Genomic DNA, 16,690 nt, shown 5'->3' with positions numbered 1-16,690 from the left:
AGGCTGCGGGACGCCCCTCCCATCAGCCGGTGGAACCAGTCCTCCTGCAGCTGCTCGAAGTCGATCTGCCACGGGATCGTCCCGGCGCCAGCCGCCCCCGTGCGGAAGCGCGTCAGATCCTGCACCGGCCCGCTGATCGTCAGCCGATGCTGCAGCCAGTCAGTGTCGGGCAGACAGAACGCCTCTTCCGGCTCCGCGATCTCCTGCGCGACAGCATCGGCTGCGGCCGCGCTGGTCACAACGCTGCCTTCTTCGGGCGCAGCCGACGCAGGGCGCGACGGACAAGGATGCGGCGCAGCGCGTCGGTGCCAAGGCGCTGGTGCTCGAGGTTGCCCCAGCGGTCGATCTTGCGGAACACCGGCCCGAACCGCGTCTCCGAACTGCGCAGCCAGTCCTCCAGCACCCGCACCGGACACAGTCGGCGTTCCGCCGTACGCGGCAGCATAACCGCCTGCGTCGCTCCGTCCACCGCCACGATCTGCAGGGTGACGCCCTGGTGGCCGATCTGGATGTGCTCGACATCGAGCCCGACCAGCGCGCCACGACCAAGCCCGGCGGCGGCCAGCAACAGCAACGCACGATCGCGCAGTCCGGCAAGATCACCGGGACAGGCGCCGGCCATGCGGGTCAGCTGCGCCGCACCCGGCGCTGGCCGACGTCGTGGCCGCGCTGTGCGACGCGCTTCCCGCAGCACAGCCTGCACGGCCGGATCCCGCGCCTGCGCCTGCAGCCCGGACCTGCGGTGCTGGTCGACGATCGCCGCCAGCCGACGCGCCAGCCCCCCCGGGCCAAGCCGCACCGTCTGGTCCTGCAGATACGCTGCCAGCGTGACCGCATCGGCCGGCAGCGCCGTCTGGTTGCCGTTGCGGCACCAGAGCGCGAATGCAGCCCAGTCGGTGGCATAGAGCCGCCGGGTCTCCGGCTTCAGCAGGGTCGGTTCGACATCCACGGCTCTAGCGGATGACCACGGGCTGCTGGATGGCGACGCTCTGTGGCCTGCCGACCTGAAGCAGCGAGGCGGCCAGGATCACCAGCGGCCGACTGTCGGGGTTGAACGGGTGCAGCACGAGCGTTTCCGTCTCGACCACCGTATCACCCGGGTTGAGCAGAAGCGCATTCGGCCCGGCATGGACTTCCTGCTGCGGCCCCATGCTGCCATCCGGCTGGACACGGCGCACGAGGGCGATGCCACCGAGCACCTGAAGACCGAGATGCCCGGACACCACGGAGACCACCTGCATGCCCGGATGCACCTCGCCTGGAATGCTGGCCTTCGGGGCGAACGTCACCCGGCGCAGGGAGAGCTCCTGACCGGGCGCGGCTGCCGGAAGCGATGCCCCGAGGACGACGCGGGCCACCCCGTGCACGGCATTGTCCTGAGCTCTCGCCGCGAAGGTCGCGAACACGGCGGGTGCCGCGAGTGCCACGATCAGGAGCGTCTGCCCACGCATGTCTCTCTCCTTCAGCCAATTGGAGCCGCTTTGCGTGCCCTTTGGCAGCATCTAGCCGCCGCATCTTTCGACCGCAGTAGTGCGGGTGCGCCGACTACGGGGCAGCGACGTCGTGCGGCTCCGATCTTTTGGCCTCTCCAAAACTGACTTCTCCAGGACGAAGGACCTTGGCAAGGAGCTCAGGGTTCTTGAGCGTCACGTCGCGCTGCGGGAATGGAAACTCGATGCCGGCCGCATGGTAAGCATCCCAGACCTGTAGCCGGACGTCGCTTTCGACGTTGGCGGTCCCGTTGCGCGGATCCTTAATCCAGAACCGCAGCTCCAGATCGACTGAGCTATCCCCGAAGCCCGCGAGCAGGCAGACGGGTTCCGGTGTTGGGAGAACCCTCTCGACGCGGCTCACCGCCTCGACCGCCAGCCCGATCGCCTTCCGGACATCGGCATCGTAAGCGATACCGAACGCGACCCTGAGGCGAACCAGGTCGTTGGAGTAGCTCCAGTTGATCACGCGCTGGGTGATCAGGTCCTCGTTCGGGATCAGGTATTCGGTTCCATCCCGCGTGACCACCGAGACGAAGCGGGCGTTCAGCTTGGTGATCCAGCCATAGGTGCCCTCGATCTCGATCACGTCGCCGGGCTTGATTGATCGGTCGAGCAGCAGGATCACGCCGCTGATCAGGTTGGAGATGACCTTCTGCAGACCGAAACCGATGCCCACGCCGATCGCGCCCGTGAACACCGCGAACGCCGTCAGATCGATGCCCACGGCACTGAGCGCGAAGACCACCGCCAGCGTCAGCAGGCCGGCCCGGCTCAGCTTGGCGGCCAGCACCTGCATTGCCGGTGTCAGGTCGCGCGAGCCGTTCAACCGGCCCTCGATCACGTTCGAGACCAGGTTGGCGAGCCAGAGCAGCGCCACCAGCAGCGCCACCCCTTTCAGGAGCAGCAGCATGCTGATCCGCAGCGTGCCGACGGTGACCGCCATCGCGCCCAGCACGTCGGCCGTCGGCCCGATCAGCCCGGCGAGGTTCAGGGCCGCGATCGTCCAGGCGACTGCGGCGATCACGCGCGACAGACGCGGGTTGCGCACCAGCCCCGTGCCGAGCCGGATGATGACCCAGGCAAGTGCCAGGCTTTCGACCAGCCGCAGCAGGTGGTCCTGCACCTGCTCGCGTGCGGCAACGAGTTCCTCGAACCGGATCAGCAGCACCAGAAGCAGCCAAGGCGTCGAGGCTGCAACCGCGGTCATGACCCTCCGCACGGACGCGGTATGCAGACGGCTGATCGGGCCCGCGGCCGCTCTCTCCAGCCGCGGCGCCATTAGCCGTACTGCCCCTGCCGCGAGCAGCGCGCCCGCCGCCTGCACGAGTGTCGCCAGGACGAGAACGTCCGAGCGGAACCACGCAAGTACGACATAGGCAACTTGGTGCAGATCGTCCGTCTTCATGTGCGCTCCTCGATGAGGCACAGGTCTGCCTGCGAGACCTGTTGCCCTGCAAGGTCGCTGCTCAGCCTTTTAGCCCGATGATGCGTCAACTTGCTTCAAACGTTGCTCGTGACAGGAGTGGTTCTGAATGGCGAAGGCTTGCAGGCTTCGTTTGAGGGCTTGCCGAGGACGTTTTCAAGCGAGCACATGAAGATCTGCTGCAGCAATCACAAGGGGAGCGTCAGGCTTTCTGGCGCAGCTCCTCCTTTGACGACTGCCCAGCTGCTCGGACGCAACATGTGACAGCCTCGGACAGAGAACTGGTGAAGTAGTCCGCCCCGATGCTCGCCTGAACTTGCTTGTCAGTCAGGATGCTGTCCTGCGTCGGCCATAGTCCGACTAGGATGGGCGCCCCCTGTGGCAACTTCTGCCGAAGCCGCCGCATGAGATAGCGCAGATTGGCTGGGCTGCCGCTAATGTTGAGATACGAAACGCAGGCCATCGCGACACCTTGCACGTCCAGCCGCTCCACATTCTCGCGTGACACGTCCTGGTAGCCGACCAGACGGCTGGGGATGCCGTGCTTGCCGAGAAGTTGCACCAGCATGGATGCGGCGGCCTCATCCAGTGGACCGCTCCCCGCGATGCAGAGCACGGCGCCTTCCGCGCTCCAGGCGACGGGCAAGCCTTCTTCCGTTGGGTTCACGGTTGCCGGACCGCAGTTTACAGGTAGATCGTTCTCGGCGGCGAGCGGCGCTATGGCGCCCCTGTCACCCTTCGCCGGGGACGACTGCTCGTCGTCGCGGGCACGCAGGCTGTTGACGAGCACCTTGACCGTTGACTTGATCCGCTCGAGTTGTGCGTGCTCGAGCACGCCGCGCTGCGCGTCGTTAGCAGCCAACTGCAGGCCCTTGAGGGCCACCTCGTCGTAGTAGGTCGACAGCGAGCGCTGCTTCAGCAGCGTCTCGGCATGGTCCTCCGCCTCGTCGGCATCGCCGGCCAGGATGCGCTGGTAGAAGCTCTCTACCGGTGTCAGCGCCGGACGGTCGCCAAGCAACACGTCCAGGAACGCCAGCCGCTCGACATGCCGGCCTATCACCACGAGACACAGCGTCAGCGGCGTGGAGAGGATCAGGCCGATCGGACCCCACACCCACGACCAGAAGATGGCCGCGACCACGACCGAGAATGGCGACAGCCCGGTCGCGTGGCCGTACACCATCGGTTCGATGACCTGGCCGGTAATACCCTCGACCACCACGTAGAGCCCCAGCGTCCACAGCACCATCGACCAGCCCGGCTCGATTGCGGCGGCGAGCCCCATCGGCAGCACCGCAGACAGCAGCGATCCCACGTACGGGACGAAGCGGAGCAGCGCCGAGAGGATGCCCCACAGTACCGGGTTCGGCACCCCGATGAGTAGCAGCCCGATGCCGACGACAACTCCAAACAGCGTGTTGATGCAGAGCTGGGTGATGAAGTAGCGGCTCAGCCGGCGAGCGCCGTCATCGATGGCGACGGTCGTTCGGTGCAGGTCGTCGGAACCGACCAGACGAATGAGCCGGTCCCGCAGGTCCTCGCGTTGCAGCAGCGCGAACACCGCAACCACGAAGACGATACCCAGGGTTGCCAACGGCGACAGCACCGGGCCGAGATACTTCTCGGCAATGCTTAACGGCGAGTTCGTGGTTGCTGCGGAAACGCCGTTGCTGGTCGGCCCCGGTGAGACGCCCAGCGGCGGCAATATAGACGGAAGCGAGCCGGAAGACGCGTTTGCCGGTGGCGGCGGCGGTTTGCCGGTAGGGTGAGGGTTATGGATGCTGACGCTATCCGCCAAATGCGATAGACGGCCAATCGTATAGTTGCGGACGCTTGTGACCTTGGCTTCCAAAGTGGCCGCGTACTGCGGGATGTTGCCGGTCAGCTCGGCAATCTGGCTGCCGATGACGCCGCCAATCACGAGGATGAGCCCAAGTGTGAGGATGACACCGACGAGCACTGACGGCACCTTGCCGAATTGTAGCTGGCGCAGAAGCGTGACGAGAGGCGCCAGCACGAATGCCAGCAGCAACGCAAGCGTCACCGGAACCAGCACCTCCTTGCCAAAATAGAGGATTGCCACGACCATCACGAAAAGGGTTACGACCTTTGAGGCTTCCGGAGGCTGGGCCGAAGCGATGGTCCTCGCGGGTGGCTCACTGCTGTCCAAAATACCGGCTCCTATCCGACTACGGCCCGGTTGTAGCGCATCCTCTTGGCGCTGTGGCGCAACCTGAGTTGTGCATTTAGAATTTCCTGATTTGGCTGCGGGGCTTCACCGGCGAAGTATGAAGACGAGTCGTCGGGTTCTACGATTTCCGAGAGCTCCTAGGTGTCGCTGTCATTTTGGCGCCATAACCATGCTCACGCGCCCAGACAACCGCGGCACTCCGGGTGCAAACTCCTATCTTTCGGAAGATCGCTGTGACGTGGTTGCGCACGGTACTGCGGCTGATGGCCCGGTCGCCCGCTATCCTCGCGTCGGTGTGCCCCTGGGCGATGGACCCGAGGATCTCCCGCTCACGCTCGGACAGCGACTGGTCCGCCGCCTGCCCGGCCCGGTCGGTCTCGTGGCCCGGCAGCTCTGCCAGCTTTTCCATGACCCGCTGACCGAACCATCTCGTGTCTCTCAGAACCGCTTCAATCGCGGATACCAGATCGTTCTCGGTTCGCTTCCGATCTCCGATGTCATGCAGTACGACCAAGAGGCAGGCCTTCTCATCGACAACGACGCGTTCGGCTGCAAGAAGATGTGCGCGCGTTCGCCTGTCCCGATACTGAAGGTCGATCTCGACGCTACCGAGATGCTCCCCAAGCAGGAGGGCCTGGGCAACCAGACGCCCCGTATCGTCATCCCACAAGGCAAGCTCGTGCACGGGCCGGCCCGAGGCTGCTGATCGCGGGTGCCCTGTCGTGCGTGAGAAGCTCTCATTGCTATCGACTACCAGCAAATCTGGGCCCTCCAGAACAAGCATCGGTACCGGCGCCAACCGGAACGCAGTGGCAAAGCGCCGCTCGCTTTGAGCTAAAGCCTGTTGCGCGTCATGCGCAGGCTGGAGGTCGGCAAAGGTAAACAGCATGCACGCCGTGTCGTCGACATCAATCGGTTGGCCAGCGAGCAGGACGCGCCGATGGCCACCGCCCCGAACCGGCAGCCAGGCTTCGGTCTGCGGGATTGTCTTGCCGGCATGGAACAGCTCGACTGCCGCGTCGCGCCCATGCAACGGCGCTAGGACATCGATTGCGTGCAGCGACTTGCCCAGTAGGTCGTCAGCCTTGAAGCCTGTCAGGGCCAGGAAGCCGTGGTTGACCTTGATGTAGTGCGTGTCGGCTAGTCGACAGATCAGCCCCGGGGCAGGATTTGCGTTGAACGACGCCTCGAAGCGAGACTCTGCTAGATATTGCTCGGTGACGTCATTGATTATGAGCACCAGGCAATTCGGCGTGCCTCCCGCGTCTGTGAGCACGAGGCTGCGGATCTGATGGGTCCATTGTGCCTCCTGACCCGGACGTCCCACTTCAACGACGATCTGGCTGAAGCTCTCTCCACCCACAAGGCGATCGAGCGGATAGGCGCCGGTCGGCAGCTTGTGACGGTTACGGTAGCGTAGCTCGAACCGGGAGCGATACTCATCCACGGTTCGACCCAAATCCTCCACCCGGCGGACGCCGTGCATCGCCAAGGCGGCGCTGTTGGCCCAGGCGATCCTTTGGTCAGGTTCGACCAACAGGACACCATCCATCAATCCGGCGATGATATGCTGTAGCTCCGAACGACCAAATGGCGGGCTTTCCGCCTCGCGGTCCGACGCTTTCGGCTTTCGAGCAACTCTGCGTTTGAGATCAGACATTTGTGTCTCGATGCGATGACGAAGGCTATCAACAACGTCGTTGTTTGTCCCGAAAGTCTGCAAAGGCAACTAGCCTAAAGACTTAGGGCCATTACACTAGAGCGAGTCTAACCGCCTGGCGAGAAACAGGATAGTATTTTAGAAACTTTTCGCTCGGCTCTTTGTTTATTGCTTGTACCGGCGCATATTCTGCGTGCGGTTAGGAACCGTTCATGAATGACGATCACGTCAAGGGCGCCGGCAAGAAGATCACCGGTTCACTGAAGGAAGCCATTGGCAAGGTAACGGGCGACAAGAAGACACAGGCGGAAGGAACCGCCGAGAAGGCTGCTGGGCATGCAGAGAGTGTCCTGGGAAAGTCCAAAGATAAGGACGACAAGTCTTAAGCGACTCGGGCACTCAGTCTTGCGGAGAGCGGCGTTCATCGCTCGTAGCAAAGCGGAGTTCCATGGACTCATCCTTTAAAGAAACCTCACCTATACTATGAGTCTATTGCATTAGCAGCCCTGGGCTAGGATCTGATTATCCAGTTTCGGCGCAGTCAAAAGGATGAATATGCCGAGCAAACTGGACTCAGGTGCTACCTCCACGCTCCAGCTGCATCGTGAGGACCTTGAGGTCACCCGGTTGCGCGTCAAAGGTCAAACCGTCCGCGTCAGCACCCGGACGACGACGCACGACCAGGACGTCGACGAGCCGCTGACGCAGGAGACGGTACAGGTCGAGCGCGTGGTGATCGGGCGTGCGATCGAGGCGGCTCCCCCGGTTCGGGTAGAGGGCGACGTGACGATCATCCCGGTTGTGGAAGAGACTCTTATCGTCGAGCGACGGCTGATCCTTAAGGAAGAGATCCACATGCGGCGCGTTCGGACCATCGAGCATCATCGCGAGACCGTCACCCTGCGTCGGCAAGAGGCTGAGGTTACACGCTTGCCGCCGAGTACTGGCTCAGACGTCAGGTCCTAGATCTCGCAACTATCTACCTAATCAAACAGGAGAAGAAACATGACCACAGAGACCATCGTCGCTGTCTACGATACCGCTGAGCACGCCGAGATGGCCGTGCATGATCTGCTTGCAGCCAATGTGCCATCGGAGGCGATCAGCCGGCACGCAAGCACCGGAATGACGATGGGCGCTGCGACCACCACAACAGCGCCGGCGCAGGAAAAGGGTTTTTGGGCGCGGACGTTTGGCGGCGAGCCCGATCATGACACTTCGGTGTATGACCGCAGTGTCGGATCCGGTTCAACCGTAGTCACCGTCCAGGTACCCGACGAGCATGTGACCGCTGTCACCGAGATCCTCGAGAAGCACAGCCCGATCGACATCGATGAGCGCGCCTCGAGCTACGGCATTGCGCAGACGACCACGACGCAGATGCCCGTTGCGGCAGCCGGATCCGTAGCAGTCGCCCCAACGGATGGCGTCATGCAGCTCAGCGAGGAGCAGCTCGTCGTCGGCACGCGAGTAGTCAATCGCGGCAGCACCCGCATCCGCCGGTTCGTCGTCGAGACGCCGGTCGAGCAGCAGGTCACGCTGCACGAGGAGACGGTCAAGATCGATCGCCGCCCGGTCACCGACGGCCGCCCTGTCACCGGGCAGGCCTTTGCCGACAAGACCATTGAGATGACCGAGACCGGCGAGGAGGCCGTCGTCGGCAAGACGGCGCATGTCTACGAGGAGGTCGGGCTGCACAAGGAAGCGGCTGAGCGGGTCGAGACGGTCAAGGACACGGTGCGTCGCGAGGACGTCAAGATCGAGAAGGTTCCGGGTGAGGCGGTCAGCACGCGTACAACCGCACCGGTGACGCCCAGCACCAAGAAGATCTGATCCATCGAGCCTACGGCCGGGCCGCGCATGCGGTCCGGGCCTTCTCATCTGGAGACGCCGATGTCCACCGAAACCTATGCCAGCGCGCTGGCATCAAAACGTGGACCCGGTGTCGTTGAGTCCACGACAGTTCTGAGTGGCGGTGGTCACGCGCATCGGGCGGGTTTCCTGGGGGGCGATCTTGGGTGGCGTCATCCTGGTCGTAGCGGTGCAACTGCTGCTCAGCCTGCTCGGTGCCGGCATCGGGCCTGGAACCGTTAACGTCAACGCCGGAAGCGAGGCGATCCAGACCGCCAAGAACGCGGCCGACACCAGTGCAGCCGCGGCATCGAAGACCTCGTTCGCCGCCTTCGGCGTGCTGTTGCTCGATGCCATCGCAGCCGCGATCGGCGGTGCGATCGCCCTTCAGCGGCGCGCCCTCGGGGCGCCGCGCTTCGCTCGCTAGAACCTCTGAACATCCCCAGCCATTCAAACCCGCAGCCGCAGTGCGTGAGTATCCCCCAGCTGCGGCTTGTTAGGACGACGACCATGAAAACCCTTCCGCTTGCCTTTGCATTCACCCTGGCAGCAACAGCCGCACTGGCTCAAACGACGATCGCGCCGGGCAACTCCGGCACCAACAGCTCGACCGGCATGACCGGACGTCAAGCCAGCCCGTCGCAGGCCAATCCCATGCAGACAGGGATGCAACCTGGGGCTGCGGCTTCTTCGCCAGGTATGGGCATGCCAAGCCGCAACGGCGCGAGTATAGCAAGCGGTGATAACAATCAGGCTGTTGCCACCACCGACAGCAATGCAATGCAGCCCGCGCACGGTGCCAACTCGTTCAGCCGCGGCGAGGCCCGGCGCCGGATCGAGAGCCACGGCTTCCAGAACGTCTCGGACCTACGCAAAAGCAACCACGGCGTCTGGATGGGCAAGGGCATGAAGGACGGTCAGCCGGTCCACGTATGGCTCGATTACAAGGGCAATGTCGGCCAGCGCTAGCAGCTCAGTCCGCCGCTACTCATCGCTCAGCTAGGAGGCCTTTATGGCCATGCAAACCTTCACTCATCTCTACGACAACTATAGCGAGGCACAGCACACCGTTGAGGCGCTTGAGGCTGCCGGTGTTCCTCACAGTGACATCAGCATTGTCGGCAACAACGCTGACAACAGCCACACGGGTTCTTTGACAACGGCTGTGGTCCCTGGCGAGGGTGAAACCGACGGCGCCCCGACGCGGGCCGGCACCGGGGCTTCCACCGGCACGCTCGTCGGCGGCGGTGTCGGTCTGCTGACCGGTCTGGGCCTGCTGGCCATCCCGGGTGTCGGTCCGGTCGTCGCGGCAGGCTGGCTGATCGCCACGCTGTCCGGTGCCGGCATCGGCGCCGCCGGTGGCGGCCTGCTGGGCTCGCTGGTCCATGCCGGCGTGCCAGAGGAACATGCGCATACCTATGCCGAAGGCGTTCGTCGCGGTGGCACCCTCGTCAGTGCCCGCGCTGACGAGAGCCGGGCCAGCACGGTCGAGGCGGTGCTGGCCGGGCGCTCGACAATTGCCGTCAATCCGGCGGCACGGCGCACTGCCTACGTCTCGGATGGATGGGAGAAGTTCGATGACACTGCGCCGCACTATACGGCGGATCAGGTTGTCGCGGACCGCGCCGTCCGCGGACGCGTCTCCTAGACGACAGGCACACAACTGGTCACGGCGACCGAGTGCTCAGCCGTGACCTAAGCAAGAACCGGAGGAACGCATGGCTGATCAAAGTAGGACCGAACCCGTCAAGTCGGGGCTTGTGGCGGCGCAGGCCGTGGGCGATGCCGCGAAGCAGGTGGGTGAGCGAGCAGGACAGGCCGGTTCTAGTGCCGTGCAGCAGGCAAAGGACCTCGCGAGCGATGCGCAGACGCGTGGAACCGCGTTGGCCAGCGCTGTCGGCGAGCAAGTCAGCGCCGCCGCCGAGACGCAGAAGCAGAGCCTCGCGGATCAGCTCGAGGACATCGCACAGGCGGTGCATCGATCCGGCGCCGAGCTGGAGGGCCACCAGGATTGGGCGGCGCGTCTGGTGGAGCGTGGCGCTGCCGAGCTCAGCACCATCGCCAGCACGCTTCGGCACAATGATGTGCCCGCGCTGATGGAGAACGTGCAGGATCTCGCCCGACGGCAGCCCGCCTTGTTCACCGGCGCTTCATTCGCTGCCGGGTTTGCGCTTGCACGTGTCGGACGGGTCGCCGTAGCCGGGGCATCAAAGGCTGACCTCCCTGAAGCTTTCCGAGGCCAGCCATGAGCAGCACCGACACTGCTGGCTCCTACCGCTTGGCGCCTGCCCTCGGCAGCGTCGCCGCCGACCTCAGGCAGTTGCTTGGCGGCGAGATGCGACTGGCACGTGCCGAACTCGATCAAAAGCTGCATCGCGTCATCCTGGCTGCGGTATTCCTGGTTGGTGGCGCGCTGGTCGCCTTTGCGGGGCTGGTTGTCGCCCTTCAGGGCCTTGCCGCAGCCCTGGCCCTCGTTCTGCCGACCTGGGCCGCGCTCCTGATCGTCGGCTTCGGCATCGTCATTGTGGGCGGACTGTTCGCGCGCTCCGGGCTGGCGATGCTGTCGTTGAAGACCCTCATCCCCGGACACCTCGCGACAAGCTTGGCAAAGGACGTGCGCGTCCTCAAGGAGCACATCTGATGTCATCGAGCATCCCGAAGCAGGCTGCCATCGAAGGTGATCTCGACAGGACCCGCGCACATCTGAGCGGAAGCCTCAGCGAACTGCGGACCCGGATGACCCCGGGGCAAGTCATCGACGACCTGATGCGCTACTTCCGCGGCCAGGAAGGCGCCGAGTTCGGGCGCAACCTGATGGATAACGTCCGCAGCAACCCGATGCCTGCGGCAGTGACCGGGATTGGCCTCACCTGGTTGATGGCAACCAGCAAGCGTCCTGGTCCGGCTCAAGCGCCTGCCGCGGTGGGGGCGACTAGCAAGGTGCGCGTCTATCATCCCGGGCAAGGATACAACGAGGGCGGCTACAAGGCGGTCGCGGCCAGGGTCAATGTCGCAGAGATGGGAGTCCTCCGTGCGATCGATGAACCCGACCTCGAATATACCGCACGCCTGGATGACGCGCGCGGACAGGCACTTGGCCTCGCCCGTCATGCCCAGGAAAGCGCGCCGTCCTTCAGTCAGCGGGTTCGCGATGCCCTGGCCGCCGCGCAAGGGACTGCCGCCGAGCTTGGACAGGGCCTGAGCGATCGTGCAGGAGGACTGGCGTCGACCGTGAGCGGCCAGCTCCAGGACGTGACCGATGCCATCAGCCATGGCACGCAACAGGCCGGTGGGGTGATGTCGCAGGGGAGCGATGCCGTGAGCCAGGCGACCGGCAAGATGATGAAGACGCTGACCGAGACCCCCTTGCTGCTCGGCGCTCTTGGTCTCGCGGCAGGCGCGCTTCTGGGCGCTTTCCTGCCGCAGCCTGAGCAGGAAGCCGCCGCGCTCCATGATGCCGCCGAAACGGCTCGTCAGAACGCGAGCCGTCTTGCGCAACAGGCAGTCGATGAGGGCAAGAACATCGGTCAGGCCGTCGTCGACAAGGGGATGGAGAGTGCCGATCAGCAGAAACTGACGGGCAGCCGGAGCGCAGGTGAAGTGGTGGACGCGGCCTTGGGTGGCACGTTGGCGACTGACGCAAAGCAGGTGGCGACCGACGTTCTGAAGGCCGGGGATGAGGCGTTCCGCAAAACCGCGCTCGGTGAGAAGCCGTCAGAAGGAAGCGCGGCGTAGGCCTTCGACGCCAGAAGACGGCGCTTATGTACGTCTTCGCAGCTAGAGCCCGACGGCTTAACTGCAAGCGACTAACCAAGCTCTATCCTCAGGAAACGACATGTCGATCATCGGGTGGATTATCCTCGGCCTCATCGCGGGCTTCATTGGCAGCAAGATTGTCAACAAGAGCGGTGAAGGCCTGATGCTGGACCTGATCCTGGGCATTGTAGGCGCGATCGTCGGCGGCTTTCTCTTCTCCTTGGTCGGAGCGGCTCCGGTAACAGGCTTGAACATATACAGTCTGATCGTGGCGGTGATCGGTTCTATCGTCGTGCTTGTCGCCTACCACGCAATCTTTGGCCGACGCAGCCTCCGCTGACGGACCTGCTCAACAACATGCAACAACTCGGCAACTGGAGCTGATCATGGGACTTCTTGACCAAGTCGTTGGCGGCTTGATGGGCGGCGGAGCCGGTGCCTCGTCTCCGATGGGCGGCGTTTTGTCCAGCCTCCTTGGCGGTGGCGGGCAAATGGGCGGCTCAACCGGGCAGATGCTTGGAGGCGCGGGTGGAATTGGCGGCTTGGTCTCCCAGTTCGAGCAAGCCGGGCTCGGACATGTTGCGCAGTCCTGGGTTGGCAACAGCCCGAACCAGCCTGTGTCTCCGCAGCAACTCCAAAGTGTCTTCGGTGAGAACCAAGTGCAGGGCATGGCAAGTCAGGCTGGCATGGCGCCACAGGACTTCCTCTCTCAGCTCAGCCAGCATCTCCCGAACGCGGTCCATGGCATGACGCCTGACGGCGAGGTGCCGAATCAGGAAACTTCTATCTAGTCAGATCGATTTCCTGGAGCCGAGCGACCGGACCGCTTCATCGACATCGCCGTGCAGCTGATAATCGCCACAGATCCACCGCCAGGACCAATGCCCCTTAGCCCGTCGGACGTTGCGAACATAGAGGGGGAGGCTCACGATTGGATCGTCGCTCGCGCCGAGCGGCAGATCGACGAACAATCGAGCCTTGCCAAGGCGCAAGACGCCCGGGCGGTCATGATGCTCACAACCTCTGTCATCCTGTCGACGCTCTCCGCCCTCGTTGCTGCAATAGCTCTGGCGGTGCCGAGAAATGATGCCTCGGTACTCGTGGCATCCCTAGCCGGACTGGCTGGGTTCAGTCTTGCCTCGTCACTCGTCCTGTTCTCGGTGAGGTCACCGAGCTTTAACATCTCGGGTGCACCACCATCCCGTTTTGTGGAAGGAGGACGTCGGCAAGAGACGCTCGCTGCCTTGCGCAAGTCCCGGGTTCTGGAACTTGAGGAGTGCCTTTCCGAGAACCGGAGGATGCTTGAACAGCGACGATACCTGGGAAACTGGGCGCTCTGGACGCTTATGGCAACGCCACTGATCTCTCTACTCTATGGGTGGCTTGCCTCTACTGGGCAATAAAGCCATCGGCGTAACGGCGCAGCCTCTGTCGCCGTGGCCGAATGAAGGTCACCCACCCCTGGCTCCTACTCAACTTGCGAGTTCTGGTCGGCCAGTTTATGCCGCGCCTGCAGTTTGTTCAGGCTCTCCAGCGCCTTGACGTCAAGGCTGATAACGGCGCCATCTGGCCCTTCCAGCCGGATGCTGTGTGTGTCCAGAAACGTGGCGTGGACGCCACTGCCAATGTGTTCGTCTTCAATCAGCGCCATGCAACGCTCCTCATCCGCTCATCAACCCAATGGGCGGCACGATAAGTTCGATACTTACGAGATAATTTCGGCCGCCCAGGCTTAAGATGGGACTTCGAACGCTGATACAGGTCTGCCGAACAAGTAACCCTGTCCCTGCAGGCATCCGATGGCAAGAAGCATGGCGGCCTGAGCTTCCGTCTCCACACCTTCCGCAATCACCTGAAGCCCAAGGCTCTGGCCCAGTGCAACGACTGCCTTCACGACAGCATAAGAGCCCGTGTCTGTCTCCATCTTGCGGGTAAAAGATTGATCGATCTTCAATTTATCGAAAGGAAATTGGCAGAGATAACCTAGTCCGGCATAGCCGGTACCGAAGTCATCCAGTGCGACATGAATCCCAAGCAGCCTGATCGTCTGCAAGGTGTTCCTTACCTGCTCGCTATCGTCCATCAGCAGGCCTTCCGTCACCTCCAGCTCCAGACGGGTCGGAACAAGCCCCGTGCGTGCCAGGACAGTGACAACCTGTTCAACCAGATCATGGCGGCGCAACTGTGCGGGTGAGAGGTTCACGGAGACGATCTGCTGGCGACGCCAGGTTATCGCTGCGGCGCAGGCAAGCTCCAGGATCAAGGCACCGAGGCCGACAATGAGGCCGGTTTCCTCGGCAATCGGGATGAAGATACCGGGAGCGACCTCACCATGGATCGGATGGGTCCAGCGCGCGAGTGCTTCATATCCCACTGTCTCCCTCGTCGCGATGTCAACAATTGGCTGGAAGTCTAGGTCAAGTTCGCTGTTCTCGATCGCCAGGCGAAGATCCCGTTCAAGAGCCTGCCGGTAGCGCAGATCGGCTTCCAGTTCCGGGTCATAGAGCTTAATACATCCGCCGCCGGCCGCCTTGGCTTGATAGAGGGCTAAGTCCGCCCGAAAAAGCAGTTCTTCCGAGGTGTTGCCGTCCCTGATGCAGGAGGCGATGCCGATGCTGGCTTTGACGGTCAGGTCCTGCCCCTGGATCGCAAAGGGTCTCGAGAGCTCATTCATGATCTTGGCGCCCAGCACTGTCCCCGCTTCCGGGGGCCCAACACGCTGCACAAGTACGAACTCGTCCCCGCCGGGACGCGCGAGGAGGTCTCCCTCACGCACGCAGGCTCCAATCCGGGCAGCAACCTGCCTCAGCAGGTCATCGCCCCCGCGATGTCCGAACTGGTCATTGATGGCCTTGAAACGGTCAAGATCCAGGTAGAGGACGTTGCACCACGCGGGCTCCTGCCCACCAGCGGACGTTGTCTGCTCCAGGACCCGATCAAGCATAGCCCGGTTCGCGACCCCGGTTAGGACGTCGTGATACGCGAGGAAGTGAACCTGCTCCTCGGCCTGCCGGAGACTGTCAATGTCCGTGGACGTGCCAAACCACTGCCTTGGGCTTGAATCTTCGCTCTCCTGCAGCGGGGTCGCCCGGGTCTGGAACCAGCGGTAAATGCCGTCTGCACGCCGCAGCCTGTGCTCAACCTCCATGCCGCCGCGGGACGCCGCAACATGCCACGCCTGCAGCGTAACCTCCCGGTCGTCCGGGTGGACAATCTCCCTCCAACCGCGGTCATGGCTCTCGACTTCTCGCTGCCCGGTATAGGCAACCCATTGTGGGCTGGCCCAGTCCCACCTGCCATCATCCAAGGACCGCCAAACAAGTTGGGGAATGGTCTCGGTCAGAAGCTGGAACTGAGGCTCGCTCGAAATAGAGGATGGCGTCGTTGGCTGTGGCAACCCCGGGTTACGGAGGATAATGACTAACCCGGACAGGCCATCGGCGTCTTTCGAGAGCAGGAAACTGTCGGCCCAGAATCGGCTCCCATCGTTGCGCAAGCACCACTGTGCGCCATTGAAGACGGGGTAACGGGGGATGTTCGCAATTTCACCTTCGAGAGAACTTCCATCGGGTTCCGAGGGCTCGAACAGGGAGAGGTACGACCGTCCCCGAACGTCGGATGACTGCCAGCCAAATAGTGCGCTAGCGCCCGCGTTCCAACCGACTATCTGACCGGTATCGTCAGTGGTAATCAAAGCATAGGCCGCTGGAAGAAGATCCCCCTCCTGACGCGTGAGCTGGTTTACAACTTCAGCGATTTGCCCAGCCGTGCCGATGAAGCTTATGGGACCGTCGAAGTCGATTGCATTCTGCTGCATCCCGCGGACCTTCAGTCCGGGGTCGAGAACAACGGTCAGGCCACCTGCCCTGTGAATGGCCGCGAGGCCTCGGGACCCGTCGTCCAACAGCCCCGACAACACGATACCTATGGTTCTTGGACCCACCCAGTCCGCTAAGGAACTAAATAGGGCATCAATGCTACGATTTTGAAGCATGCCCTTTGAGCCAACTACAAGGTGCGCCCGATTACGGTCCATCAGCGTGAGATGACCGTCAGGTTCACCGATGTAGCAATTGCCTGTCTCCAAGATCGAGGCCTCACTGGCGACGATTACGGGCATCCGAGAGGAGGAAGCCAGGATATCTCTCAGATGACTTACCCTGTCGCTTGGTCGATGCCACACGATCATGACAACGGCTCGCGTACCTCTGGACAGGAGCGTGAGAAGCCTCTGGATGTCATCGAGACCCTCGCTGCCAGAGGCTCCGATCGCGATGAAATACGGCTGGTCCATGCTGTTCATAGAAGAAGATAAA

Annotated in this window: 19 protein-coding genes and 1 pseudogene; 12 read left to right on the top strand and 8 right to left on the bottom strand. The window is 63.0% G+C overall.

The window, feature by feature from the left end:
• From FE263_RS20685 to FE263_RS20660, 6 genes and pseudogenes are all read right to left on the bottom strand, one after another.
• Positions 1–239, bottom strand: a pseudogene (locus tag FE263_RS20685) (hypothetical protein); the annotation flags it as partial.
• Positions 236–949: a site-specific integrase gene (locus FE263_RS20680; RefSeq protein WP_138327936.1), complete on the bottom strand. Its 714-nt coding sequence runs from the start codon at positions 947–949 to the stop codon at positions 236–238. The pseudogene FE263_RS20685 and the gene FE263_RS20680, both read right to left, overlap by 4 nt.
• Positions 950–953: 4 nt before the next feature.
• The gene (locus FE263_RS20675; protein WP_138327935.1) at positions 954–1,451 is read right to left on the bottom strand and encodes a hypothetical protein; all 498 of its coding nucleotides are present in this window, start codon (positions 1,449–1,451) and stop codon (positions 954–956) included.
• A gap of 94 nt (positions 1,452–1,545) precedes the next feature.
• Positions 1,546–2,898: a mechanosensitive ion channel family protein gene (locus FE263_RS20670; protein WP_138327934.1), complete on the bottom strand. Its 1,353-nt coding sequence runs from the start codon at positions 2,896–2,898 to the stop codon at positions 1,546–1,548.
• 220 nt (positions 2,899–3,118) lie between these two features.
• The gene (locus tag FE263_RS20665; RefSeq protein ID WP_240760003.1) at positions 3,119–5,086 is read right to left on the bottom strand and encodes an AI-2E family transporter; all 1,968 of its coding nucleotides are present in this window, start codon (positions 5,084–5,086) and stop codon (positions 3,119–3,121) included.
• A 139-nt stretch (positions 5,087–5,225) separates the two neighbouring features.
• A complete protein-coding gene (locus FE263_RS20660) occupies positions 5,226–6,830 on the bottom strand; it encodes a PAS domain-containing protein (RefSeq protein WP_205880481.1) in 1,605 nt (534 codons plus the stop codon).
• 149 nt (positions 6,831–6,979) lie between these two features.
• Between FE263_RS20660 and FE263_RS20655 the strand changes: the two genes are divergently transcribed.
• The 12 genes from FE263_RS20655 (at position 6,980) to FE263_RS20600 (ending at position 13,777) form a co-directional block, all read left to right on the top strand.
• Positions 6,980–7,153 (top strand): CsbD family protein, encoded by a 174-nt coding sequence (locus FE263_RS20655; protein ID WP_138327933.1) that lies wholly within the window; start codon positions 6,980–6,982, stop codon positions 7,151–7,153.
• A 169-nt stretch (positions 7,154–7,322) separates the two neighbouring features.
• Positions 7,323–7,733: a YsnF/AvaK domain-containing protein gene (locus FE263_RS20650; protein ID WP_138327932.1), complete on the top strand. Its 411-nt coding sequence runs from the start codon at positions 7,323–7,325 to the stop codon at positions 7,731–7,733.
• 165 nt (positions 7,734–7,898) lie between these two features.
• On the top strand, positions 7,899–8,600 hold the full coding sequence (locus FE263_RS20645) for a YsnF/AvaK domain-containing protein (RefSeq protein ID WP_171034258.1): 702 nt from the start codon (positions 7,899–7,901) through the stop codon (positions 8,598–8,600).
• Positions 8,601–8,736: 136 nt separating this feature from the next.
• On the top strand, positions 8,737–9,045 hold the full coding sequence (locus FE263_RS20640) for a hypothetical protein (RefSeq protein ID WP_138327930.1): 309 nt from the start codon (positions 8,737–8,739) through the stop codon (positions 9,043–9,045).
• Between the two features lie 83 nt (positions 9,046–9,128).
• Positions 9,129–9,587: a hypothetical protein gene (locus tag FE263_RS20635; RefSeq protein ID WP_138327929.1), complete on the top strand. Its 459-nt coding sequence runs from the start codon at positions 9,129–9,131 to the stop codon at positions 9,585–9,587.
• A gap of 43 nt (positions 9,588–9,630) precedes the next feature.
• Positions 9,631–10,266 carry a general stress protein gene (locus tag FE263_RS20630; RefSeq protein WP_205880480.1) on the top strand — a complete coding sequence of 212 codons (636 nt, stop codon included), beginning with the start codon at positions 9,631–9,633 and terminating at the stop codon, positions 10,264–10,266.
• A gap of 70 nt (positions 10,267–10,336) precedes the next feature.
• Positions 10,337–10,867, top strand: coding sequence for a hypothetical protein (locus FE263_RS20625; protein ID WP_138327928.1), 531 nt, complete (start codon positions 10,337–10,339; stop codon positions 10,865–10,867).
• Complete coding sequence (locus FE263_RS20620) at positions 10,864–11,259, top strand: phage holin family protein (protein ID WP_138327927.1); 396 nt, start codon at positions 10,864–10,866, stop codon at positions 11,257–11,259. The genes FE263_RS20625 and FE263_RS20620 overlap by 4 nt, the downstream gene beginning before the upstream one ends.
• Complete coding sequence (locus FE263_RS20615; protein ID WP_138327926.1) at positions 11,259–12,353, top strand: DUF3618 domain-containing protein; 1,095 nt, start codon at positions 11,259–11,261, stop codon at positions 12,351–12,353. Before FE263_RS20620 ends, FE263_RS20615 begins: the two co-directional genes overlap by 1 nt.
• 100 nt (positions 12,354–12,453) lie before the next feature.
• Complete coding sequence (locus tag FE263_RS20610; protein WP_138327925.1) at positions 12,454–12,714, top strand: GlsB/YeaQ/YmgE family stress response membrane protein; 261 nt, start codon at positions 12,454–12,456, stop codon at positions 12,712–12,714.
• A 46-nt stretch (positions 12,715–12,760) separates the two neighbouring features.
• Entirely contained in the window at positions 12,761–13,165 is a 405-nt protein-coding gene (locus tag FE263_RS20605) for a YidB family protein (RefSeq protein ID WP_205880479.1), read from the top strand.
• A 51-nt stretch (positions 13,166–13,216) separates the two neighbouring features.
• Positions 13,217–13,777: a hypothetical protein gene (locus FE263_RS20600; protein ID WP_138327923.1), complete on the top strand. Its 561-nt coding sequence runs from the start codon at positions 13,217–13,219 to the stop codon at positions 13,775–13,777.
• Between the two features lie 65 nt (positions 13,778–13,842).
• Here the strand turns inward: FE263_RS20600 and FE263_RS20595 are convergent, their stop codons facing one another.
• Together FE263_RS20595 and FE263_RS20590 are read right to left on the bottom strand one after the other, a co-directional pair.
• The gene (locus FE263_RS20595; protein WP_138327922.1) at positions 13,843–14,025 is read right to left on the bottom strand and encodes a hypothetical protein; all 183 of its coding nucleotides are present in this window, start codon (positions 14,023–14,025) and stop codon (positions 13,843–13,845) included.
• 81 nt (positions 14,026–14,106) lie between these two features.
• Positions 14,107–16,668, bottom strand: coding sequence for an EAL domain-containing protein (locus FE263_RS20590; protein ID WP_205880478.1), 2,562 nt, complete (start codon positions 16,666–16,668; stop codon positions 14,107–14,109).
• Positions 16,669–16,690 lie beyond the last annotated feature (22 nt).

The organism is Lichenicoccus roseus (assembly GCF_005844085.1).
Taxonomy (GTDB): Bacteria; Pseudomonadota; Alphaproteobacteria; order Acetobacterales; family Acetobacteraceae; genus Lichenicoccus; species Lichenicoccus roseus.
Note: the sequence above shows the minus strand (reverse complement) of the source record. Positions and strands in the feature narration are given on the sequence as shown.